Genomic DNA, 22,980 nt, shown 5'->3' with positions numbered 1-22,980 from the left:
TTAGTAACAATTAAAAAAGGTAAGAAAATGAAGAAGATTTTATCACTTGTATTCATGGTAGCAGCAATGATGTATGCTACTAGCGCAAACGCACAGATTAAGTTCGGTTTGAAGGGCGGTTTGAACGTGACAAGCATGTCTTTCAGCGAGGATGTATTTGATGCTTCCAACAAGACTGGTTTCTTTGTTGGTCCTATGGTGAAGGTTACTGTGCCTATCGTAGGCTTGAGCTTCGATGCTGCAGCTTTGTACGACCAGAAAGAGGCTGACGTTAAGTATGTCGGTACTAATGGTGACTTCGGTCAGGCGAACGTGAAGCAGCAGTCTATCAATATTCCTGTCAACGTACGTTACGGTTTTGGTTTGAGCAGCCTGGCTAACATCTTCCTCTTTGCTGGTCCACAGTGGGGTATCAACGTTGGCGACAAGAACTTTACGTGGAATGAGACAAGCAGCTATTCTTTGAAGAAGTCAAACTTCAGCGTCAACGTAGGTGCTGGTGTAACCTTGCTGAACCATCTTCAGGTATCAGCCAACTACAATATCGCTTGCGGCAAGTCGGCTGATGCTAGCTTCTCTAAGACCCTTGATGCAGTTACAAATGCAGGAAAGGACAAGAGCCATAACAACTCTTGGCAGATTGCACTCGGCTACTGGTTCTAAGCTACTGTAGCCTGTATCTCTCCGAGTAGATACATTAAAATATATAAAAGCAGGTACCTGATGATGGGTATCTGCTTTTTTTTGCTATCTTTGCAGAACGAATGTTTGGAAAGAACAGTTGGGTAGCTGTTTCATACGATAAACAGTCTGAAGAATTAGAAGATAGAAACAATGAGATATGTAGATGTGATATTGCCTCTTCCGCTCGACGGCACCTTTACTTATTCTGTCCCCGAAGGGATGGAAGAGAAAGTCGTGGCTGGTATGCGCGTGCTTGTTCCCTTAGGAAAAAGCAAGAAATATATTGCCATGGTAGCGGATGTACATTCCGAAAAGCCGGATTTCAACTGTAAGCCGATAGAGGCTGTTCTTGATTCCTGTCCCTCTCTTCTTCCCCAGCAATATCGCCTTTGGCAATGGATCAGCGATTACTATATGTCACCTCTTGGCGATGTATATAATGCAGCCATGCCTGCCGGAATGAAATCTACAGAGAAATTCAAGCCCAAAATGGAACTCTATGTGGAGTTGGCTAGCAGTTATCGCAATGAACAGGCTCTGCACGTGGCGCTCAATATGGTGCAGCGTGCCCTGAAGCAATCGAAGACTTTGACCACCTTCCTGGCTCTTTCTCATTGGGATAGTCTGGAGGGAGATACGCCTAGAGAAGGTATCAAGAAGGTGACGAAGGAAGAGCTGATGAACGAGGCACGATGCACGGCAGCTGTGGTCAAGGCGCTCATCGACAGAGGCATCCTCTTTACCTACGAGTTGGAAGTGGGTAGATTGAATACGGCTGGAGAATCGCATCTAGACCAGATCAAGCCCTTGTCTATGCCGCAGCAGGATGCTTACAATCAGATACTGATGCAGATGCTGAAGAAAAACGTAGTGCTCCTGCATGGTGTAACTTCCAGCGGAAAGACGGAAATCTATATCCATCTCATCAGAAAAGCCATCGAGGAACACAGGCAGGTGCTTTATCTGCTGCCCGAAATCGCCCTGACGGTTCAGATCATGGAGCGACTGCACAGAGTCTTTGGCGACCGACTCGGTATCTATCATTCTAAATATAGTGATGCAGAGCGCGTCGAAATCTGGCAGAAACAACTCTCCGGGCATCCCTATGATGTGATCCTGGGAGCAAGAAGCGCAGTCTTTCTGCCTTTCCAGAAACTGGGACTTGTCATCATCGATGAAGAGCACGAGACCTCTTTCAAGCAGCAGGATCCGGCTCCACGCTATCATGCCCGCAGTGCAGCCATCGTGCTTGCCAACATGTATCCGGAGGCAAAGGTGCTTCTGGGAACGGCTACGCCTTCGATGGAAAGCTATTACAATGCCCAGCAGGGTAAGTATGGATTGGTAGAACTGAAGACCCGATACAAGGATATCCAGTTGCCTGAGATACAGGTGGTGGATGTGAAAGACCTCCGCCATCGCAAGATGATGACGGGTGTTTATTCGCCTGTGCTCCTGGCGGCTGTAAAAGAAGCCCTGAAGAATGGAGAGCAGGCTATCCTCTTCCAGAACCGGAGAGGATTTGCACCGATGATAGAATGTAAGGTGTGTGGATGGGTGCCGAAATGCAAGAACTGTGATGTTTCGCTTACCCTGCATAAGAGTATCAATCTCCTTACCTGCCATTATTGCGGTTATACTTATCCGGTTCCTACAGAATGTCCTAACTGTGGCAGTACTGAGTTGATGGGCAGGGGTATCGGAACAGAGCGCATCGAAGACCAGATTTCCGAGATCTTTCCTGAAGCCCGCATCGCCCGAATGGACTTAGATACAACCCGTACCCGAAATGCCTACGAGCGACTGATCTCCGATTTCTCTTCGGGAAAGACGAATCTTCTGATTGGTACGCAGATGATATCAAAGGGCTTGGATTTCGACAAAGTGAGTGTAGTAGGTATCTTGAATGCTGATTCAATGCTCAACTATCCTGATTTCCGTGCTTACGAGCATGCTTTCATGATGATGGCGCAGGTGAGTGGAAGAGCCGGAAGAAAGGGCAAACGGGGACTCGTGATTCTGCAGACTAAGAATCCGACACTGCCTATCATCAGTCAGGTAGTACACAATGACTATGATTCTCTTTTCAAGGGAATCCTGGAGGAGAGAAGAATGTTTCATTATCCGCCTTTCTTCCATCTTATCAATGTGTTCCTGAAGCACAAGCACGAAAAGATCTGCCAACAGGCTAGTCTGGAATTGGGCAAGACGCTGAGAGGATGGTTTGGTGAACGCGTACTCGGACCGGATAAGCCGGCTGTAGCACGTGTAAAGACAATGAATATCCGCAAGATTGTCATCAAGCTGGAGAATGGTATCGACCAGAAGAAGGTGCGCGAATATCTGAAGTATGCCCAGCAGATGATGGCAAAAGATCCGAGGTATGGAGCTTTGCAGATATATTATGATGTGGACCCGATGTAATGGAAAAGGCTATCCTGCATGATGCGGGATAGCCTTTATAATTGTAGTTATGTATTTTCTTTTGAAAAGAATGTGAATTCTTTTTAGAAATTGATGTCAAGACCTACAGCGAATACATTGTTGTTACGGGTGTAATCAGAGCTGTAGTTGATGCTGTTCTCTGCAGAAAGCTGAACTTTCTCAGAGGTCTTCTTGTGCTGATAGAAGGTGTGGAAGTAAGCCACGTTCAGATCCATCTTCTTGTTGATGTGATAAACACCGCCGATAGCAGCAGAGTTAGAACTAACAACGAATGACTTGTCATCCATATACTCATCGCTCAAGCCATAGTTGGTATTCTGCCAACCTGTACTCAAGGTAATCTTCTTGTTGACATCCACCTCAACACCTGCGTTGTACTCCAAGGTACCACGGTCCAATTTCTCCTGACGATTGTTGTATGATGTAGCGTGCTTGTCATCAAACCAGTGGAAACCAACGTTTACGCGTACGGCATTTACAGGGCTGTAACCTACACCGAGTGCCAGGTAAGCAGGAATATCGCCTGCAATCTTCTTACCATCCTCGTATTCACCGATGGCCTTTTCAAGCTTGGCATCGAACTGAGTCTTCAACTGTCCCATGGCTCCCTGAATAACTGGGTTGCCGATGATGGCATCTGCTGCAGCCTCTGGTACGCCATTAGCAATGTAAGCATTGCGGAGGTTGTCTGGAAGGTTACCGATACTTGGAACCTGGTTTACAGACTTGTTCTTCAGGCGGATACGAGTCTTGAACTCATACTTGGCAGCGAAGTTCCACTTGCCAGTCTTGAAATCCACGCCGATGATAGGAGTGAAGCCCACACCGCTCTGGTCACAGCTCAACTCGATGTTAGCTGCAGTTTCCTTGGTTGGGTCGAGCACCATATAGAGAGGCATTGCGCCAACCTTGATGTTCTCTACATATCCATAATAGTTGGTAGAAGCATAGACACCACGTACGCCTGCGAATGCGCTGAAGTTGTCGCTGAACTTATAAGCGGCACCCAGAGAGAGACCATAGTAGTACTGGCGACCGTGCATATAACTGTTGTAGCTATACTTGCCTTCCTTTCCGAATTTATCATTGTTGGTGAAAACAGCTGGTACACGATACTGTGCTGCAACCTGGTCTACAGCACCAGCCAACTGGCAAGCTGCCAAAGCTGTCTCAGCTACGATCTTCTCGAAAGAGCCCAGTCCATCGTCGAAAGTACACTTTCCACCGCCACCAGTGAGGGCGAAACCTGCCTGGAGTGACCATCTGCCTTTATTATAAGCATACTGGAAAGAAGGGATAACAGGTGCAAACGCCTTACCCTTGAACTCGCGTGGAGTAGTAGGATTGTTCACATTGTTAGTGAACAATGGATAATCATTTTCAATGCTACGTGTCTGGTAAGCCAACTGCCAGTTGATGGCAAGATGCTTTCCTTCACCCATAAATACAACGCCGGCTGGATTGTAGTAAACGCCGTCGATACCAATTGAAGCCTCACGGCTCATCATTCTATTGAATGCAACATGCTGATTGGTGTTAGTGAGCAAACCACCTGCCAAAGAAGGCGTTGCACAGGCCATCGCAATGGCTAAACTAACTAATTTTAGTTTCTTCATCTTAATAATATTAAATAAAAACGTCCGCAAAGGTAACTATAATGTTCTATTTTGCCTTAATGTCTGGATAAGATTTAATGTATATTAACGTAAATAGCCCAAGAATCTGCACAGACTTTAAGTTCTGTGCAGATTCTTGGGCCATTTGAAAGCTTTTATAGTAAGTTTAGAAACCTTGAAAAGTGAGCTGTTTTTAAGGCTTTTGTGAGTCGGTTTCAGCTTGAGGAGCTTCTTCCTCCTTTTTCATGCTTTGATTCTCCTTCACATTCATGTGAGGATAGGAGATGCGGGTATGATAAATCGCCTTCAGACGATCGATAAGTACCAGCTTGGCAAGTGCAATGTCACGGAAGGTAATCGGGCATTCCTTGAAGAATCCATCTGCCACCTGTCCATCGATGAGCTTGTTTACCAGATTACTGATGCTTTCTTCCGTATATTCATTCAGTGAGCGGGAAGCTGCTTCTACTGTATCCGCCATCATCAGGATTGCCTGCTCTCGGGTAAACGGATTTGGTCCCGGATATTGGAACAATGACTTATCTACTACTTCCGTAGGATGGGCATTGCAATAGTTTACATAGAAGAATTTGGCAATACCAGTGCCGTGGTGAGTAGTGATGAAGTCCTTGATAATCCCCGGCAAACCTACCTTTTCTGCCATCTTCAGTCCTTCTGTTACGTGACTGATGATGATCTGGGCACTTTCCAGATCACTCAGCTGGTCGTGTGGATTCACTCCTGCCTGGTTCTCCGTAAAGAATACCGGGTTTGTCATTTTGCCGATATCGTGATAGAGTGCTCCGGTACGTACCAGCAGACTGTTTGCCTCGATACGGTTGGCTATCTCCGCTGCCAGATTACCTACGGTGATGGAGTGCTGGAATGTACCAGGAGCAATCTCGCTCAGGTTGCGCAGCAGCCCCTTGTTGGTGTTGGACAACTCGAAGAGTGTGACATTAGAGGTGAAACCAAACGTCTTCTCGATGATGTACATCAGTGGATAGGCGAGCAGCAGGAAGATTCCATTGATGGTGGAATAGGTGTACATGCTGCGGTCGATGTTGAACACCTGATTGTCTTGCATCAACTGGAGGGCCACATATACCACGGTAGTACTGATGGCAACCAGGAGGGCAGTGAAGAATATCTGCGAGCGCTTGGATAATTCGCGCAGACTGTAAATCGCAACCAAGCCGGAAACCAGCTGCACGATGATGAATTCATATTGGTATTTCACAGCTGCCGCACAGATGAGAATCATCGTGGCATGCGTGATGAAAGCCGTTCGTGAATCCATAAAGACGCGCACAAAGATAGGTGCCATGGCAAATGGGATGATATATACGCTGAAGAAATTGTGCTTCATGATGAGTGACACAAAGATTGGGAACAGCGTGATCATCGCATAGAGCATGGTGATGCTGCGTGGCTTGTCGAAGTAGTCTTTGCGGAAGAGCGTGAGATAGAAGGTAAACATCATCACAAGAATCAGTACGAAGAGTGCCTGGCCGATGATGGTAGTGGTAAGCTCGTCCTCAGTAGAACTTCGGCGCTTCGTCTCCTTGTCGAAAGAGGTAAGCACTCGGTAAGTATAATCATTGATTACTTCGCCTCGGTCGATGATTTTCTGTCCGCTCATCACCATACCGCTGGCCAGCGGTATGCTGCTCAGCAAGTCTGTTCGTTCTGCCTCCGAGCGTTCCTTATCATATATAAGGTTGGGTTCCACATAGTCGTTGAGATTGCAGCGGGAGAGAATCTGCCGCTGTGCTGATATCTTCTCATCAAAGAAGATGTGCTCATAGGCGGCAATGGTAGAGTAGAAGTTACCGATAGGAAAGCTCTTGGCATTCTTGCCGCTGATGATGCGTATCATACTGGTAGAATCCTTGTAGATACGGTTATATTCAGGCGTGCTGACAATGCCCGTCTGATAAACCTGCTTCAGCTGGTTGGCTATGAGTTCCACGTATTCCTTCGGAAGTCCTGGAATGCCCTGGCTGAAGTCGTGGAGAAAACGCTTGATCTGTTCATTGCCGACATTGGAATTCACTGTGTAGTACGGCTGGAACTGCCGCAGCAGCGAATCCTGCTCGTGCTTGATGGCTTCATCGGTCTTGTAGATCGGGAAGTCGAAGGTGGCAATCACTGAACCGTACATCCAAGGTTTTCCCACATCGTAACGGAACTGTCTGCCCTCATTGCGTGGCAAAAACCAGACAATGATGGCAACTGTAAAGATAACGAGAATGGTCTTGGTGATCAGGTTGCGCCAATAATTCTCCTCGAGATTGTTGAATATACTCATGTTTGTTACGCTTTATGGTTTGTGACGTTTTGGGGCTAAAAAGCTGCTCATTTTCCCAAATATTGAGCAAAAAATCAGCATTTCTCCCATTAATTCCTTTTTACAGTGCGAAAATACGAAAAAAAACTATTATAATCGCAAAAAAAACTGTAAATTTGCAGAAAAATTCAAAAATAGCTATAAAATAAGACATGGCAGATAGAAAAGTAAGAGTGCGTTTTGCCCCAAGTCCAACGGGAGCACTGCACATTGGTGGTGTCCGTACCGCCCTTTATAATTATTTGTTTGCTCGCCAGCATGGTGGTGAGCTTGTGTTCCGTATCGAGGATACAGACTCTCATCGTTTCGTACCAGGAGCCGAGGAATATATCCTGGAATCTTTCAAGTGGCTCGGTATCCAGTTTGATGAGGGTGTGAGCTTCGGTGGCGAGCATGGTCCTTATCGCCAGAGCGAGCGTCGTGATATCTATAAGAAATATGTACAGCAGCTTTTGGACAATGGTAAGGCATATATCGCTTTCGATACTCCAGAGGAGCTGGAAGCTAAGCGTGCTGAGATTCAGAATTTCCAGTACGATGCCCATACCCGTATGCAGATGCGCAACTCTCTTACCCTTTCCAAGGAGGAGGTAGATCAGCTCATCGCCGACGGCAAGCAATACACCGTTCGCTTCAAGATTGAACCAGGACAGGAGATTCATGTCAACGATATGATTCGTGGCGACGTGAAGGTGATGAGCGATATCCTGGACGACAAGGTGCTCTATAAGAGTGCTGATGAATTGCCAACTTATCACTTGGCAAACATTGTGGACGACCATTTGATGGAAATCTCTCACGTGATTCGTGGTGAGGAATGGTTGCCTAGTGCCCCATTGCACGTTCTCCTTTATCAGGCTTTCGGTTGGGAGGATACTATGCCTCGCTTCGCACACCTTCCTTTGCTTCTCAAGCCGGAGGGCAAGGGTAAGCTCTCTAAGCGTGATGGTGACCGCCTCGGTTTCCCTGTATTCCCATTGGAGTGGCATGACCCTAAGACCGGTGAGGTTTCTTCTGGTTATCGTGAGAGTGGCTACTTCCCAGAGGCTGTAGTCAACTTCCTGGCGCTCCTCGGCTGGAACCCTGGTACGGAGCAGGAAATCTTCTCTCTCGACGAGTTGGTGAAGGCATTCGATATTTCCCGCTGCTCCAAGGCTGGTGCCAAGTTCGACTTCAAGAAGGGCATCTGGTTCAACCATGAGTACATTCTCATGAAGAGTGATGATGAGATTGCCAACCTCTTTGCACCTATCGTGGCTAACAATGGTGTAGAGGAGACTTTGGATAGAGTAAAGCAGGTGGTACACATGATGAAGGACCGTGTGAACTTCGTCTATGAGTTGTGGCCATTGTGCTCATTCTTCTTTATTCCTCCTACAGAGTATGATGCCAAGACTACCAAGAAGCGCTGGAAGGAGTACTCTGCTCAGCAGATGACTGAACTCGCTGAGGTTCTCGAGGGCATCGAGGACTTCTCTATCGAGGGTCAGGAGCCTGTTGTATTGAAGTGGGTAGAGGACAAGGGCTATAAGCTCGGTGATGTAATGAATGCCTTCCGCCTGACTCTCGTAGGAGAGGGCAAGGGTCCAGGTATGTTCGACATCTCTGCCTTCCTCGGTAAGGAGGAGACTTTGCGTCGCCTTCGCAAGGCTATCGAAGTTTTGGGTTAATTCACAATAAACATCTCTCTGAGGAACTTTTGCCGTCGGGCTGAATGTTCCTCAGAGAGTTCACGTATTTATAGATACTAACCAATAAAAGTAATATCATGATCTATAATATCGTAATATATTTCGTCCTATTGGGCATAGCCATCGCCAGTCTGTTTAATGAAAAGGTACGCAAGATGTGGCGTGGTGAGCGTGAGGCTTTCAAGATATTGAAGCAGAAGGTGGATCCTAATGCTAAGTACATCTGGTTTCATGCAGCATCGCTCGGCGAGTTTGAGCAGGGACGTCCATTGATGGAGCAAATCCGCAAGGATTATCCTCAGTATAAGATTTTGCTCACCTTCTATTCTCCTTCGGGTTATGAGGTGCGCAAGAACTATGAGGGTGCCGACATTATCTGCTATATGCCAGTGGATACCCGTCTGAATGCCATCCGTTTCCTTCGCCTGGTACGCCCTGTGATGGCTTTCTTCATCAAGTATGAGTTCTGGTCTAATTTCCTTCATATCCTGAAGCATCGCAACATTCCTACCTATAGTGTGAGCAGTATCTTCCGCGAGGATCAGGTATTCTTCAAGTGGTATGGCGGGAGTTATGCCAATGTACTGAAGTGTTTTACCCGTTTCTTCGTGCAGAATGAGGAAAGCAAGCGATTGCTGGAAAGCATCGGAATCAAGGATGTGGATGTGGTAGGAGATACCCGTTTCGACCGTGTGCTCCAGATCAAGGAGGCGGCAAAGCATTTGCCTATCTGCGAAGCTTTCAGAAATGGGGTGGCTGGTTCTGATTCTGCTGCGTCTTCTGAGAAAGCATCTCGTCTAGACTACAAGGTCTTCGTGGCAGGTAGTTCATGGCCTCCAGATGAGGAAATCTTTATCCGTTTCTTCAATGAGCATAAGGATTGGCGACTGCTGATTGCTCCTCATGTGATTGCAGAGGAACATCTGAAGCTGATTCTTTCTCTCTTGAAGGATAAGAAGGTGGTACGTTATACTCAGACTACGCCAGAAGAAGCAGCCAAGGCTGATGTGCTGATTATTGATTGCTTCGGATTGCTGAGCAGTATGTATAACTATGGAGATGTGGCTTATATCGGTGGCGGATTTGGTGTTGGCATTCATAATACACTGGAAGCAGCAGTATGGAATATGCCGGTTATCTTCGGTCCAAACAACAAGAAGTTCCAGGAGGCTCAGGGCTTGCTGAAATCGGGTGGCGGTTTCGAAATCAATGACTATGAGGATTTTGAGGACTTGATGAGCAAGCTGATGAACGATGAGGCTTACCTGAAGCAGTCGGGTGATGAGGCTGGTGCTTTCGTAGCGAGCCTTTCGGGAGCCACAAACAAGGTTTTGGCCAAGGTTACATTATAATATATAAAAGGTCTCATGGTTTTTGAAAATCATGAGACCTTTTTTGATGTTTGGCATAGAATTCTATTTGTTTCATTCCATGCTTGTATTATGCTTTTTCTATTTGATGATGCGGTAGTAATCCTCCTTGCGGGGCTTTACGGTATGAGGATGTGCTGATGCATAACCCAATGCCAGGGCTCCTACTCCCATCAAACCTTCAGGAAGATTCCAATCCTTCATCAACTTCTTGCCTTCTTCTGATGCGAACATACCGTCTTCACGGTTGATCCAGCAGGAAGAAAGACCGATGGAGTGGGCTGCAAGCATCATATTGCCCAAGATGAGGCTGCCGTCTTTTACTCCGTTCACATTACTTTCTGGAGCCAGGACGATGACGATGGTTGGCGCTCCGTAGTATGGATCACTCTCTACACCCATGATGTCTGCGTTCATCTTGCGAAGCTGTGCGCAAATCTCAGGATTCTGAACTGCTATGATGAATGGCTCCTGAGTGCCATGACCGGTAGCTGCCCAAGTGCCAGCTTCCAAAACAGTCTTCAACTCCTCGTCGGTAATCTGGTCAGCCTTGAAGCGACGAATGCTTCTTCTCTCCTTGATGGCTTTTAAAACTTCATTTTCCATATTATCTTGTTTTAAACATTGTATTTAGAATTCTTTTCTCTTTATTCGCTCTTTTATGCAGGGCATCCGCTCAAATCCTCTTCATCCATATACTGGCTGAGAACTCGTGCGATGCGAATCAAACCCTGCATCAGGGTCTTGCGAGGACAGGCGATGTTGAGGCGCAGGTAGCCCTGACCAGCCTTCCTGCCATACATCGTACCGCTGTTGACGAACACCTTGCCGTCATTCATCAGCTTTTCGTAAGCCTCGTCGCTTGATAACTCGAATGGCAGGATATCGAGCCAAACCAGGTAAGTGCCCTCAAGACGGGTAACGCGAACCTGCGGCAACTCAGAATTGAAGAATTCCTTTACTGCCTGATAGTTCTCGTAGAGATATTGGTTCAGTTCGTCGAGCCATTCCTCACCCTCGTTGTAGGCAGCCTGGAGAGCGATGACGCCGAAAGGATTGACATCGCATACTTCGTTGATGTTGATGGCACGGTTGATGCGGCGGCGCAATGCTGCATCCGGACAGATGATGTTGGCAATCTGAAGTCCGGCGATATTGAATGATTTTGATGGGGAATTCAAAACGACGCAGTTGTCACGGCAAGCTTCGCTGATGCTGGCAAATGGAGTGTAGTGATAGCCAGGCATGACGAGCTCGCAGTGGATTTCATCGGCGATAATCTTCACGTTATGCTTGAGACAGATATCATTCATTCGCTCCAGTTCCTCCTTCTTCCATACTCTTCCTGCAGGGTTGTGAGGGTTGCAGAGGATGAATGCGGTGGTCTTCTCATCGGCACACTTGCGCTCGAAGTCTTCGAAATCTATCTCGTAAGTGCAGTTGCCTACACGCTTCAGTTCATTCTCTTCCACTTCGCAGCCACTGTTCTTGATACAGGAGAAGAAGCAGTTGTACACAGGAGTCTGCACCAAAACCTTCTCGCCTGGCATGCAGATAGCCTTCAGGCAGCTGGAGATGGCAGGTACTACGCCCGAAGTATAGAGAATCCAGTCTTTCTCTATCTTCCACTGATGGCGGCGGGAAAACCAGTTGATGATTGCCTCGTAATAAGAGTCCGGTACGAGGGTGTAGCCGAAGATGCCGTGAGCTACGCGCTTCTGCAGAGCTTCGATGATGCAGGGAGCGGTCTGGAAATCCATGTCTGCTACCCACATCGGAATAACGCCGTCTTCCTTTACCAGATCCCATTTATAGGAATTGGTACCGCGACGTTCGATGATTTCATCAAAATTGTATTTCATTTTTGTTTTCTATCTATGTTATTTCTTCATTGCTCGTAGGATAAATCTCCTTTTCCTTAATCAAAATCTCCGTTCATAAGTGTTGAACGTATGTTCAACACTGCTGAACTTACGTTCAACACTTTTGAATGTCCGTTCAACGTTTATGAACGGAGATTTCTCTTAATACTAAGAACAATTCTCCTTAATGGCAATGCTTATTTTGTTTAAGGGAATACAGAATCGCAATGAATGCTTCTGCTATTTCGAATGGTCGATGATCTCACATGCTCCCTTTGGCGCCTTGGCAAACTCTGTATAGGTTATGCTTTCCACTTCGTCTGCCTCAATTCTTCCGGAAATAGGGTTCTTGATATTGGTGATGCTTCCCTTGATGTGTGCATTGATGTTCATGCAATCCTCAAAGGCGCGGTCGCATTCCTTATCGAAGGTGCAGTCTTCGAGTGTGACATGATCCATATAGCAGAGTGGCTGCTCGCCGCTGATGTGGCAACGTACGAACTTGATGTTCTTGCTGTGCCAGGCAAGATACTCGCCATTCAGTTCTGAATCATAAACCGTCACATTCTCGCACTCCCAGAAACTATCCTTGGTAGTTATCTTGGCATGGTGAATCTCCACGTTACTGCAGTATTGGAATACATACTTGGAGTCGCTCTCCAATCCATCTACATAGATGTTCTTGGAAAACATGAATGGATAGGTGCCGTCGTGAAGCTTTACGTTCTTCAGTTTCAGACCATCTACCTTCCAGAAAGTCTCGTCTGCATCCGTGATGTTGACGTTCTCCAATTCCAGATTCTTCATTTCGCGGAAGAACTTAGGACCATCGATGGTGCTGTCTTTCATCACCATATTATCACTATACCAGATGGCGGAACGGCTCTCTGGGGCGAAGTAGCAGTCTGTGATGAGGGAGCCATCCACATGCCACCAAGGGTATTTGCCATAAAACTTAGAATGGTGGCATTCTATGTTCTTGCAGCACTTGATGCCCGACTCGCCATCTGTAATCGTGATGTCCTCCAGGCGTACATCGTGAGCACCGAAGAGAGGGCGCTCGCCTCCGAATGATTTGTTCTTTATCTGTTCCATAATTTTCTATTATCCTTTCTTATTTGTTATTTCTGTTTGCAAAATTACAAAAATAATGCCAAAGTCGTATAACCCGATTTACTGAAAAGTGTAACTTTATGGCGTATTTGCGGATAAAGTTGCTGAAGGCAGGAAAAATGGAAATCAAAAAAGGCTGAATCATGAAGCATTTTCACGATTCAGCCCTTATCGAGTTAACTTCTAAAAATCCGAAGTGGAGAATTACAAGTTAGGGTTCATCTCTTTCCACTCAGCTACTGGAGGAACGATGCCAAGCTCTACGATCTCATCGCGCATCTTGCAGAGGTGCTCGTAAGACTTCTGGAGGCTAGCGAGCTCTTCCTCAGTACCTGTAGGCTCTGTGAAGTGAACACCAGTCTTGTCGATAGTAGTAGGCATAGCCATCATTACGTTCTTGAAACCGAGCTTGTCGTGGTTTACATAGCAACCTGCTGGCAATGTGAACTTCTCACCACCCATAGCAGCCTCGATCATCTTAACTGCGTTGTAAGCTGGGCTCTGGAATGAAGAACGGCCACGGAGCTTGATGATGTTAGAACCACCCTGTACTGTGTGGTGCTTGATCTCCTCCCAACGCTCGTCAGAAAGACCCATCTCTGCCAATGGCTTGCCGTCAACCTTAACCTGAGAAGCAAATACTGCCATCTGCTCGCCGTGACCACCATAAGTGTGAGCGCCAGTAACCTTATCCTGCTGTACACCGAACTCGAGAGCCAAAGCCTGCTGCAAACGAGTAGAGTCGAGTGCTGCGAGTGAAGTCAACTGATTTGGCTTCAAACCAGAGTGGATAAGAGCTGTCAAAGCTGTAACGTCAGCTGGGTTGAAGATAACAACTACGTGCTCAACCTCTGGGCAGTACTTCTTGATATTGTCACCGAACTCAGCAGCGATCTTGCAGTTACCCTTGAGAAGGTCCTCACGAGTCATACCCTCCTTACGAGGAGCACCACCAGAAGAGATGATGTACTTAGCGCCAGTGAAAGCTTCCTCTGGATTTACTGTATAAGTAACGTTAACACCAGGGAATGCGCACTGCTGAATCTCATCGAATACACCGTGAACACCTGGCTCGAAGATGTCGTAGAGACAAATATTAGGAGTAAGACCGAGCATCAAAGCGCTCTGAACCATGTTAGAACCAATCATACCGCCTGCACCGACGATAACGAGCTTGTCATTTGTTAAAAATTCCATAACTACAATTTTTTATTTAAGTGTTTATAAATTTCTTGTTAGGGTAGGCGGCACCTGGTCGCAGCCCTTGCTTTTTGGGATTGCTATCGGTTAAAAAGACCGTAAATCTCGCACTTTTAGCTTTCCGACCGCAAAATTAATAAAAAGTAATGTAAAACGTGCATTATTTTTCGCTTAAATTTGTGATTAATTCTTAAAATTAGTATCTTTGTAATCTCTAATTAGCAAAATGCCGTTATTTCCTCTGCTCTGGAGGCGGTAAATGGCATGAAAATCGAATATGTTATTATCAATACTTGGCAATTATGAATGAAATCAATCTAAGATTAGCTAGCTTGAGGGAAGTGATGAAGCGTGAGCATCTGGCTGCCTTTATCTTCCCTAGTACGGATGCTCATCAGAGTGAGTATGTGGCAGACCATTGGCTCGGCAGAGCTTGGATCTCCGGATTCAACGGATCGGCTGGAACCGCTGTAGTAACCATGAACTCTGCTGCATTGTGGACAGACTCCCGCTACTTCCTTGCGGCAGAAGAACAGTTGAGTGGAACAGAATTTCAGTTAATGAAGCTCAAGATTCCTGGAACTCCTACTATTGCAGAATGGCTGGGAAAGGAATTGGCAGATGTTGCATCTCCAGAGGTCGGACTGGATGGTATGGTCAACTCATACTCAATGACCTCGGCACTTATCTCTGATTTGCGTAAGGAGGGTGGTATTACCTTGCGCACTAATTTTGATCCATTGAAGGAGATATGGAAAAATCGTCCTGCTATTCCGGAAAATCCGGTGGAGATTCAGCCTATGGATTTTGCCGGTGAGACAGCCGTTTCTAAGATAGCTCGAGTCAGAAAGGCTTTGCGAGGTGTTCATGCTGATGGTATGCTGGTGTCTGCACTCGATGATATTGCCTGGACCTTGAACTTGCGTGGTACGGATGTGCATTGCAATCCGGTATTCGTTAGTTATCTCCTGATTGCATCTGATAAGGTGTCGCTTTTTGTAGATGAGGCTAAGCTTACAGATGAAATTCGTGCTTATCTCCAGGAAGCTGGTATCTCTGTATATAATTATAATAAGGTGGAAGAGGGATTGAAGCAGTATGCAGAATATAATATTCTCCTGGATGGCAATGAAACCAGTTATCATCTTTGGAAAACCGTGAAATGCCAGGAGATCATTTCCCAGAACTCTCCAATCCCAGCTATGAAGGCTGTGAAGAGTGAAGCTGAAATTGCTGGCTATCGCCGAGCAATGGTACGTGATGGTGTGGCAATGGTCAAGTTCCTGAAATGGCTGCTCCCTGCTGTGGAAGCTGGAGGTGAGACCGAGATTTCCATCGATAAGAAGTTGACAGCATTGCGTGCTGAGCAGGATTTGTTCCGCGACATCTCGTTTGATACAATAGCAGGTTATCAGGAGCATGGAGCTATCGTGCATTACGAGGCATCTCCTGAGACCGATATTCCGCTCAAGCCGGAAGGACTTCTTCTGCTGGATTCCGGAGCCCAGTATCAGGATGCAACTACAGACCTCACCCGTACCATCGCTCTTGGTCCAGTAACAGACGAGATGAAGCATATCTACACCTTGGTTCTCAAGGGACACATCCAGCTGGAGTTGGCAAAATTCCCGGATGGAGCTTCTGGTACTCAGTTGGATGCGCTTGCCAGAGAATGCATGTGGAGAGAAGGCCTGAACTTCCTTCACGGTACCGGACATGGTGTAGGTTCTTATCTGAATGTGCATGAGGGTCCTCATCAGGTTCGTATGGAATATATGCCGGCACCTCTCCGTGCAGGAATGACGCTGACAGATGAGCCAGGACTCTATCTTGCTGGAAAGTTCGGCGTGAGAATCGAGAATACCGTACTGATTCAAGATTATAAGGAGACAGAATTCGGTAAGTTCCTTCAGATAGAATCCCTTACCCTCTGTCCGATCGACACCACTCCGATAGATGTAGAAATGCTCTTGCCGGAAGAGATTGCATGGCTCAATGATTATCATGCTGAAGTGTATGCAAGATTGGCTCCTTATCTCGATGAAGAAGAGAAAAAATGGCTGAAAAATGCCACAAAAGCCATAAAATAAAGGTTTTAGAGCAAAAAAATGCCTAAAATCTTGGTTTTCTGAAAAATAAGATGTAATTTTGCACCCGCAATTTGTGGCATTACGCCCATTTCGCTAGAAATAACATAAGTTTAACATAATAAATTAAAAAGCAAAAAAATGATTATTGTACCAGTTAAGGACGGTGAGAACATCGAGAGAGCTCTCAAGAAGTTTAAGAGAAAGTTTGAAAAGACAGGTGTTGTTAAGGAGTTGCGTGCTCGTCAGCAGTACGACAAGCCATCTGTTTTGAAGCGTCTCAAGATGGAACACGCCATCTACGTACAGCAGTTGCGCGCTAACGAGGAATAATATTGTCCTCGGAGAGGATGAAAATGCTCTCTTATTGGAAGCAAAAATCCAAGAAGAGAGCATTAAAAGTAAAAAATCCTCAAAATATTTGGTAGTTTCGAAATATTTTCGTAATTTCGTTGCCGAATAACAAAAACTACAACTGTTATGTTGAATATAGACAAGTTCTTGGAATACTTATGCTGTGAGCTGAACAGGTCGCCGCGGACAGTAGAAAGCTATCGGGATGATTTAACCTACTTCGAGAAGTTTGCTAAAGGCTTGTCTGATTCGTTCTCTTGGGAGACTGTCGATTCTGACATGGTTCGGAATTGGATGGAAAGCATGATGGATAAGGGAAACTCAGCTGCAACGGTCGAACGTCGGCTCAGTGCTCTGAAAACCTTCTACCGGTTTGCTTTGACAAGACATTATGTTGAGTCTGATCCTGTATATAGCATCAAGGGGCCTAAAAAAGAGAAACCTCTTCCACAATTCGTTAAGGAAAGTGAGATGGATGAACTTCTGGATAGGCAGGTGTGGGGCGATGATTATAATAATGTACGTGCGCGTACCATAATTATAACGTTCTATGAAACCGGGATGCGACTGTCGGAACTCGTGAATCTGGATGACTGTGATGTCAGCTTCGTGAATTCGGAGATCAAGATAACGGGTAAGGGAAACAAACAGAGAATAGTGCCATTCGGTGACGAGCTTAAAAATACGCTCCGCGAATATCTTAAGTTGAGGGATGCAAGCGTTGAAGCTTCTTCTCCGGCATTCTTCCTTTCTGATAAAGGTGAAAGGATGCAGCCTGAAAAGGTAAGGGATATCGTGAGAACGAACCTCGCAAGGGTTTGCTCGTTGAAGAAAAAAAGTCCTCATGTGTTGAGACATTCGTTTGCTACGGCAATGCTGAATCATCACGTAGGAATTGAAAGTTTGAAAAAGCTGCTTGGACATGCGAATCTCTCGACAACCGAGATTTATACGCATACTACGTTCGAGCAATTAAAACGAGTTTATAATATTGCCCATCCTAGGGCGTAACCTTTTTAAAATTGGAGGTCACTATGGAAATTAAGATTCAGTCGATTCATTTCGACGCTACCGAGAAGTTACAGGCGTTTATCGAAAAGAAAGTCGCCAAGTTGGAGAAAACTTATGAAGATATACAGAAAGTAGAGGTGCAATTAAAGGTCGTTAAGCCTGCTACCGCTCTTAATAAGGAAGTTCACCTTGAAGTTGCTGTCCCTGGAACGACATTGTTCGTTGAGAAGACATGCGATACTTTTGAGGAAGGAATTGACCAAGCAGTGGACTCAATGAAGGTTCAATTGACCAAATTTAAAGAAAAAACAAGAAATCGATAAAAAATATTCCGAAAAATTTGGTGGAATGAAAAAATAGTTGTATCTTTGCAGCCGTTTTCCGATAGGTCGAAAACTTAGTCGCATTGCGGCTGTAAAGATTGCCTCTTTAGCTCAGTTGGCCAGAGCACGTGATTTGTAATCTCGGGGTCGTTGGTTCGAATCCGACAAGAGGCTCAGAAAAAGAAAGACCATGGGTAGTTACCAGAGTGGCCAAATGGGGCAGACTGTAAATCTGCTGGCTATGCCTTCGGTGGTTCGAATCCATCACTACCCACTTTCTTTGATAAGCGGAAATAGCTCAGTTGATAGAGCACTAGCCTTCCAAGCTGGGGGTCGCGGGTTTGAGCCCCGTTTTCCGCTCGATGTTGAAATGCTGTAATAGCTCAGTGGTAGAGCACTTCCTTGGTAAGGAAGAGGTCCTGAGTTCAACTCTCAGTTACAGCTCTGCTTCAAGCGGAAGTGAGAAGTAGAAAGCGTGGAGACAATATATTAATTAATTGATTATTCATTTATATAAATAAAAAGAAAAAGCTATGGCTAAAGAAGAATTCGTGCGTACCAAACCGCATGTAAACATTGGTACAATTGGTCATGTTGACCATGGTAAGACTACTCTTACTGCAGCTATCTCTAAGGTATTGAATGAGAAGCTCGGTACATCTGAGGCAGTTAAGTCATTCGATCAGATTGATAATGCTCCTGAGGAGAAAGAGCGTGGTATCACTATCAACTCTGCTCACATCGAGTATGAGACAGCAAAGCGTCACTATGCACACGTTGACTGTCCTGGACACGCTGACTATGTAAAGAACATGGTTACTGGTGCTGCTCAGATGGATGGTGCTATCTTGGTTTGTGCTGCTACTGATGGTCCTATGCCACAGACACGTGAGCACGTACTTCTTGCACGTCAGGTAAACGTTCCTCGCTTGGTCGTTTTCTTGAACAAGTGCGATATGGTTGACGATGAGGAGATGCTTGAGCTCGTTGAGATGGAGCTTCATGAGATCCTCGAGCAGTACGGTTATGAGGAGGATACTCCAATCGTACGCGGTTCTGCTCTCGGTGCTTTGAATGGTGTTGAGAAGTGGGTTAAGTCTGTTGAGCACTTGATGGACGTTGTTGATGAGTGGATTCAGGAGCCTGAGCGTGAGGTTGACAAGCCATTCTTGATGCCTATCGAGGATGTATTCTCAATCACAGGTCGTGGTACTGTTGCTACAGGTCGTATCGAGACTGGTCGTTGCAAGGTAGGTGACGAGGTTCAGTTGCTCGGTCTTGGTGAGGATAAGAAGTCTGTCATCACTGGTGTTGAGATGTTCCGTAAGGTTCTCGCTGAGGGTGAGGCAGGTGATAACGTAGGTTTGCTTCTCCGTGGTATTGATAAGGCAGAGGTTAAGCGTGGTATGGTAGTTGTACACCCAGGTGCTATTACTCCTCACGATCACTTCAAGGCTTCTATCTATGTATTGAAGAAGGAAGAGGGTGGTCGTCATACTCCATTCGGTAACAAGTATCGTCCTCAGTTCTATCTCCGTACTATGGACTGTACAGGTGAGATCAAGCTTCCAGAGGGAGTTGAGATGGTAATGCCTGGTGATAACGTAGAGATTGAGGTAGAGTTGATCTACAAGGTTGCTTTGAACGAGGGTCTCCGTTTCGCTATCCGTGAGGGTGGTCGTACAGTAGGTTCTGGTCAGATTACATCAATTCTTGACGATATCAAGTAATTTAGAATTTTCTAGATTTACTATATATGACTTCCGTTTCTGCGGAGGCGGAAGTCAACTTACGGGTTTAGCTCAGTTGGTAGAGCACTGGTCTCCAAAACCAGGTGTCGAGGGTTCGAGCCCTTCAACCCGTGCTAAATAGAAGATAATATGAATAAGATAGTAAGTTATTGCAAGGCATGTTACGATGAACTTGCGCATAAGACTACTTGGCCATCACGTGCCGAACTAACTCATAGTGCAATGGTTGTATTATCTGCTTCCCTAGTCATTGCATTGGTGGTGTTCGCGATGGATTCTGTATTCAAAGCCTTTATGGGTGTAGTTTATCCAGGTTAATTTTTAGAGGAAATGGCAGACACAGGAAATAAATGGTATGTGCTGAAGGCCGTAAGCGGCAAGGAGGCTAAGGTGAAGGAATACATCGAAGCTGAGATGAAGCACAATGATTTACTTGCAGCAAATGTTTCTCAGGTGTTAATACCACTCGAGAAGCATGCATCTGTACGTAACGGTAAGAGAGTCGTTAAAGAAAAGGTTTCTCTTCCTGGTTATGTTTTTGTAGAAGCTAGACTGAAGGGCGATGTTGCGCATACTCTGCGTTTCATGCCTAATGTTTTAGGTTTCCTTGGTGGTTTGGATGAACCAACTCCTGTACCACAGCGCGATATCAATCGTATGTTGGGTACTGTAGAAGAGACTGAGTTTGAGGAGAATCTCGATTGTCCTTACTTGGTTAATGATACTGTTAAGGTAATGGAAGGTCCATTTAGTGGCTTTAGCGGCGTTATTGAAGAGGTTAACTTGGAGAAGCGCAAGCTTAAGGTAACGGTTAAGATCTTTGGACGTAAAACTCCATTGGAATTAGGTTTTATGCAAGTAGAAAAGGAATAAGGCTCTGTTACGAGAACTTGATGTCCTTTTATAAGTTTCAATTTTAAATATTAACAAAAAAATGGCTAAAGAAGTTGCTGGATTAATCAAATTACAGATTAAAGGTGGCGCTGCAAATCCTTCACCTCCAGTAGGACCTGCATTGGGTTCTAAAGGTATTAATATCATGGGATTCTGCAAGGAGTTCAACGCCCGTACCCAGGACAAGGCAGGTAAGGTATTGCCAGTTGTTATTACATATTACACTGACAAGTCGTTCGATTTCGTAATCAAGACTCCTCCTGCTGCAGTACAGTTGAAAGAGGCTGCTAAGATCAAGAGTGGTTCTGCTCAGCCTAATCGTCAGAAGGTTGCTTCTCTTACTTGGGATCAGGTAAAGGTAATCGCTGAGGATAAGATGAAGGACTTGAACTGCTTCACTGTAGAGTCAGCTATGAAGCTCATCGCTGGTACTGCAAGAAGTATGGGTATTACTGTAAAGGGAGACTTCCCTGGTAAATAATTTAAAACTTCAATTAGAAAAATGAGTAAACTGACAAAAAATCAAAAATCAGTAGCTGATAAGGTTGAAGCAGGGAAGATGTACACTTTGAAAGAGGCTGCAGAGTTGGTAAAGGAGATTACTACTACCAAGTTTGACGCATCTCTCGATGTTGATGTACGTTTAGGTGTTGACCCACGTAAGGCTAACCAGATGGTTCGTGGCGTTGTTTCATTGCCAAACGGTACCGGTAAGGTTACTCGTGTGCTCGCACTCTGTACTCCTGATCAGGAAGCTGCTGCTAAGGAAGCAGGCGCTGACTACGTAGGTCTCGACGAGTATGTTGAGAAGATTAAGGGTGGTTGGACAGATATTGATGTCATCATCACAATGCCATCTTGCATGGGTAAGATTGGTCCTTTGGGTCGTGTTCTCGGTCCTCGTGGATTGATGCCTAACCCTAAGAGTGGTACTGTAACTATGGATGTTGCTAAGGCAGTTAAGGAAGTTAAACAAGGTAAGATTGACTTCAAGGTTGATAAGGCTGGTATTATCCACACATCAATCGGTAAGGTCAGCATGACACCTGAGCAGATCTACGGAAATGCTAAGGAGTTCATCAATACAGTTATCAAGTTGAAGCCTGCTGCTGCTAAAGGTACATATATCAAGAGTATCTTTATTTCAAGCACTATGAGTAAGGGTATCAAGATTGATCCTAAATCAGTTGAATAACTCTAAAAGTTTTGTAAAATGAAGAAAGAAGTTAAAGATACTATCATCACCGAACTTGGACAGAAGATTCAGGAATTCCCTCACTTCTATCTTGTAGATGTTACAGGATTGGACGCTGAGAAGACTAGCAATCTCCGTCGCAAGTGCTTTAAGAGTGAGATTAAGATGGTTGTTGTTAAGAACTCCTTGCTCCACAAGGCATTCGAGGCTTCAGACATCGATTTCTCTGAGCTTTATGGCAGCTTGAAGGGTACTACTGCAGTATTGTTCACAAATACAGCTAACGTACCAGCTAAGTTGTTGAAGGAATACGAGAAGGAAGGCGTTCCAGCATTGAAGGCAGCATACGCTGAGGAAAGCTTCTATGTAGGCGCTGACAAGCTCGCTGAACTCGCATCTCTCAAGAGCAAGAACGAGGTTATCGCAGAGATTGTTGCTTTGCTGCAGTCTCCAGCAAAGAACGTTCTTTCTGCTCTTCAGTCAGGAGGCGACACTATTCACGGTGTGCTTAAGACTTTGGGTGAGCGTCCTGAGTAAATACAACATTTCATATATTAATAGTATAAACAAATAAAATTTTTAGAATAAAATGGCAGATATCAAAGCTATTGCAGAAGAGTTAGTAAATCTTACTGTTAAGGAAGTTAATGAGTTGGCAACAGTCCTCAAGGACGAGTATGGCATCGAGCCTGCTGCTGCAGCTGTAGCTGTAGCTGCTGGTCCTGCTGCTGGTGGTGCAGCTGCAGCTGAGGAGAAGTCTTCTTTCGACGTAGTCCTCGCTGAGGTTGGTGGCGCTAAGCTCCAGGTTGTTAAGGCAGTTAAGGAGGCTTGTGGTCTCGGTTTGAAAGAGGCTAAGGATCTCGTAGACGGTGCTCCTTCTACTATCAAGGAGGGTGTATCTAAGGACGAGGCTGAGAACCTTAAGAAGGCTATCGAAGAGGCTGGTGCTAAGGTAGAGCTCAAGTAATTAGATTAATTACATCTCTTACATAATGGTTAGGATTCTCCTAGTAGGCGAGTCCTAACCTTTTTGT

21 protein-coding genes and 5 tRNA genes are annotated in these 22,980 nt (G+C 45.5%); 20 read left to right on the top strand and 6 right to left on the bottom strand.

Annotated features, from left to right (window positions below):
- The first annotated feature begins 27 nt into the window (after positions 1–27).
- The gene (locus tag CFT61_RS08190) at positions 28–663 is read left to right on the top strand and encodes a porin family protein (RefSeq protein ID WP_089543952.1); all 636 of its coding nucleotides are present in this window, start codon (positions 28–30) and stop codon (positions 661–663) included.
- 171 nt (positions 664–834) lie between these two features.
- Positions 835–3,108 carry a replication restart helicase PriA gene (priA, locus tag CFT61_RS08185; protein WP_089543951.1) on the top strand — a complete coding sequence of 758 codons (2,274 nt, stop codon included), beginning with the start codon at positions 835–837 and terminating at the stop codon, positions 3,106–3,108.
- 83 nt (positions 3,109–3,191) lie between these two features.
- Here the strand turns inward: priA and CFT61_RS08180 are convergent, their stop codons facing one another.
- Positions 3,192–4,745: an OmpP1/FadL family transporter gene (locus tag CFT61_RS08180; protein ID WP_089543950.1), complete on the bottom strand. Its 1,554-nt coding sequence runs from the start codon at positions 4,743–4,745 to the stop codon at positions 3,192–3,194.
- Positions 4,746–4,938: 193 nt separating this feature from the next.
- Positions 4,939–7,056 carry an HD family phosphohydrolase gene (locus CFT61_RS08175; RefSeq protein ID WP_089543949.1) on the bottom strand — a complete coding sequence of 706 codons (2,118 nt, stop codon included), beginning with the start codon at positions 7,054–7,056 and terminating at the stop codon, positions 4,939–4,941.
- A 191-nt stretch (positions 7,057–7,247) separates the two neighbouring features.
- Here CFT61_RS08175 and gltX point away from each other — a divergent pair, with 191 nt between their 5' ends.
- Both gltX and CFT61_RS08165 read left to right on the top strand, forming a co-directional pair.
- Positions 7,248–8,765 carry a glutamate--tRNA ligase gene (gene gltX, locus CFT61_RS08170; RefSeq protein ID WP_089543948.1) on the top strand — a complete coding sequence of 506 codons (1,518 nt, stop codon included), beginning with the start codon at positions 7,248–7,250 and terminating at the stop codon, positions 8,763–8,765.
- Between the two features lie 101 nt (positions 8,766–8,866).
- Positions 8,867–10,138 (top strand): 3-deoxy-D-manno-octulosonic acid transferase, encoded by a 1,272-nt coding sequence (locus CFT61_RS08165; RefSeq protein WP_089543971.1) that lies wholly within the window; start codon positions 8,867–8,869, stop codon positions 10,136–10,138.
- Between the two features lie 99 nt (positions 10,139–10,237).
- Here CFT61_RS08165 and CFT61_RS08160 read toward each other — a convergent pair whose 3' ends face one another.
- The 4 genes from CFT61_RS08160 to CFT61_RS08145 all read right to left on the bottom strand — a co-directional run bounded on the left by CFT61_RS08160 (position 10,238) and on the right by CFT61_RS08145 (position 14,328).
- A complete protein-coding gene (locus CFT61_RS08160) occupies positions 10,238–10,762 on the bottom strand; it encodes a nitroreductase family protein (RefSeq protein WP_089543947.1) in 525 nt (174 codons plus the stop codon).
- A 53-nt stretch (positions 10,763–10,815) separates the two neighbouring features.
- Entirely contained in the window at positions 10,816–12,018 is a 1,203-nt protein-coding gene (locus CFT61_RS08155) for a MalY/PatB family protein (protein ID WP_089543946.1), read from the bottom strand.
- A 240-nt stretch (positions 12,019–12,258) separates the two neighbouring features.
- Positions 12,259–13,113 carry a DUF3737 family protein gene (locus tag CFT61_RS08150; RefSeq protein WP_089543945.1) on the bottom strand — a complete coding sequence of 285 codons (855 nt, stop codon included), beginning with the start codon at positions 13,111–13,113 and terminating at the stop codon, positions 12,259–12,261.
- Between the two features lie 222 nt (positions 13,114–13,335).
- Positions 13,336–14,328: a malate dehydrogenase gene (locus CFT61_RS08145; RefSeq protein ID WP_089543944.1), complete on the bottom strand. Its 993-nt coding sequence runs from the start codon at positions 14,326–14,328 to the stop codon at positions 13,336–13,338.
- 305 nt (positions 14,329–14,633) lie between these two features.
- Between CFT61_RS08145 and CFT61_RS08140 the strand changes: the two genes are divergently transcribed.
- The 16 genes from CFT61_RS08140 (at position 14,634) to rplL (ending at position 22,913) form a co-directional block, all read left to right on the top strand.
- Complete coding sequence (locus tag CFT61_RS08140; RefSeq protein WP_089543943.1) at positions 14,634–16,421, top strand: aminopeptidase P family protein; 1,788 nt, start codon at positions 14,634–14,636, stop codon at positions 16,419–16,421.
- A 138-nt stretch (positions 16,422–16,559) separates the two neighbouring features.
- Positions 16,560–16,751, top strand: coding sequence for a 30S ribosomal protein S21 (gene rpsU, locus CFT61_RS08135; RefSeq protein ID WP_006848852.1), 192 nt, complete (start codon positions 16,560–16,562; stop codon positions 16,749–16,751).
- A gap of 147 nt (positions 16,752–16,898) precedes the next feature.
- The gene (locus tag CFT61_RS08130) at positions 16,899–17,783 is read left to right on the top strand and encodes a tyrosine recombinase XerC (RefSeq protein WP_176425547.1); all 885 of its coding nucleotides are present in this window, start codon (positions 16,899–16,901) and stop codon (positions 17,781–17,783) included.
- 23 nt (positions 17,784–17,806) lie between these two features.
- Complete coding sequence (hpf, locus tag CFT61_RS08125; RefSeq protein ID WP_089543942.1) at positions 17,807–18,106, top strand: ribosome hibernation-promoting factor, HPF/YfiA family; 300 nt, start codon at positions 17,807–17,809, stop codon at positions 18,104–18,106.
- A gap of 100 nt (positions 18,107–18,206) precedes the next feature.
- Positions 18,207–18,280: transfer RNA gene (locus CFT61_RS08120), tRNA-Thr, on the top strand.
- A gap of 18 nt (positions 18,281–18,298) precedes the next feature.
- Positions 18,299–18,380: transfer RNA gene (locus tag CFT61_RS08115), tRNA-Tyr, on the top strand.
- Positions 18,381–18,393: 13 nt separating this feature from the next.
- Positions 18,394–18,466: transfer RNA gene (locus CFT61_RS08110), tRNA-Gly, on the top strand.
- 12 nt (positions 18,467–18,478) lie between these two features.
- Positions 18,479–18,550: transfer RNA gene (locus CFT61_RS08105), tRNA-Thr, on the top strand.
- 89 nt (positions 18,551–18,639) lie between these two features.
- Entirely contained in the window at positions 18,640–19,836 is a 1,197-nt protein-coding gene (tuf, locus tag CFT61_RS08100) for an elongation factor Tu (RefSeq protein ID WP_089543941.1), read from the top strand.
- 61 nt (positions 19,837–19,897) lie between these two features.
- Positions 19,898–19,970, top strand: a tRNA-Trp gene (locus CFT61_RS08095).
- Positions 19,971–19,986: 16 nt separating this feature from the next.
- On the top strand, positions 19,987–20,175 hold the full coding sequence (gene secE, locus CFT61_RS08090) for a preprotein translocase subunit SecE (RefSeq protein ID WP_089543940.1): 189 nt from the start codon (positions 19,987–19,989) through the stop codon (positions 20,173–20,175).
- A 12-nt stretch (positions 20,176–20,187) separates the two neighbouring features.
- The gene (gene nusG / locus CFT61_RS08085) at positions 20,188–20,730 is read left to right on the top strand and encodes a transcription termination/antitermination protein NusG (RefSeq protein WP_089543939.1); all 543 of its coding nucleotides are present in this window, start codon (positions 20,188–20,190) and stop codon (positions 20,728–20,730) included.
- A 61-nt stretch (positions 20,731–20,791) separates the two neighbouring features.
- Positions 20,792–21,232: a 50S ribosomal protein L11 gene (gene rplK, locus CFT61_RS08080; RefSeq protein ID WP_089543938.1), complete on the top strand. Its 441-nt coding sequence runs from the start codon at positions 20,792–20,794 to the stop codon at positions 21,230–21,232.
- A gap of 21 nt (positions 21,233–21,253) precedes the next feature.
- On the top strand, positions 21,254–21,946 hold the full coding sequence (rplA, locus tag CFT61_RS08075) for a 50S ribosomal protein L1 (protein ID WP_089543937.1): 693 nt from the start codon (positions 21,254–21,256) through the stop codon (positions 21,944–21,946).
- An 18-nt stretch (positions 21,947–21,964) separates the two neighbouring features.
- Positions 21,965–22,483 carry a 50S ribosomal protein L10 gene (gene rplJ, locus CFT61_RS08070; RefSeq protein WP_089543936.1) on the top strand — a complete coding sequence of 173 codons (519 nt, stop codon included), beginning with the start codon at positions 21,965–21,967 and terminating at the stop codon, positions 22,481–22,483.
- 52 nt (positions 22,484–22,535) lie between these two features.
- On the top strand, positions 22,536–22,913 hold the full coding sequence (gene rplL / locus CFT61_RS08065; protein WP_089543935.1) for a 50S ribosomal protein L7/L12: 378 nt from the start codon (positions 22,536–22,538) through the stop codon (positions 22,911–22,913).
- Positions 22,914–22,980: the final 67 nt, after the last annotated feature.

The organism is Segatella copri (assembly GCF_002224675.1).
GTDB classification, from domain to species: domain Bacteria; phylum Bacteroidota; class Bacteroidia; order Bacteroidales; family Bacteroidaceae; genus Prevotella; species Prevotella copri_U.
Note: the sequence above shows the minus strand (reverse complement) of the source record. Positions and strands in the feature narration are given on the sequence as shown.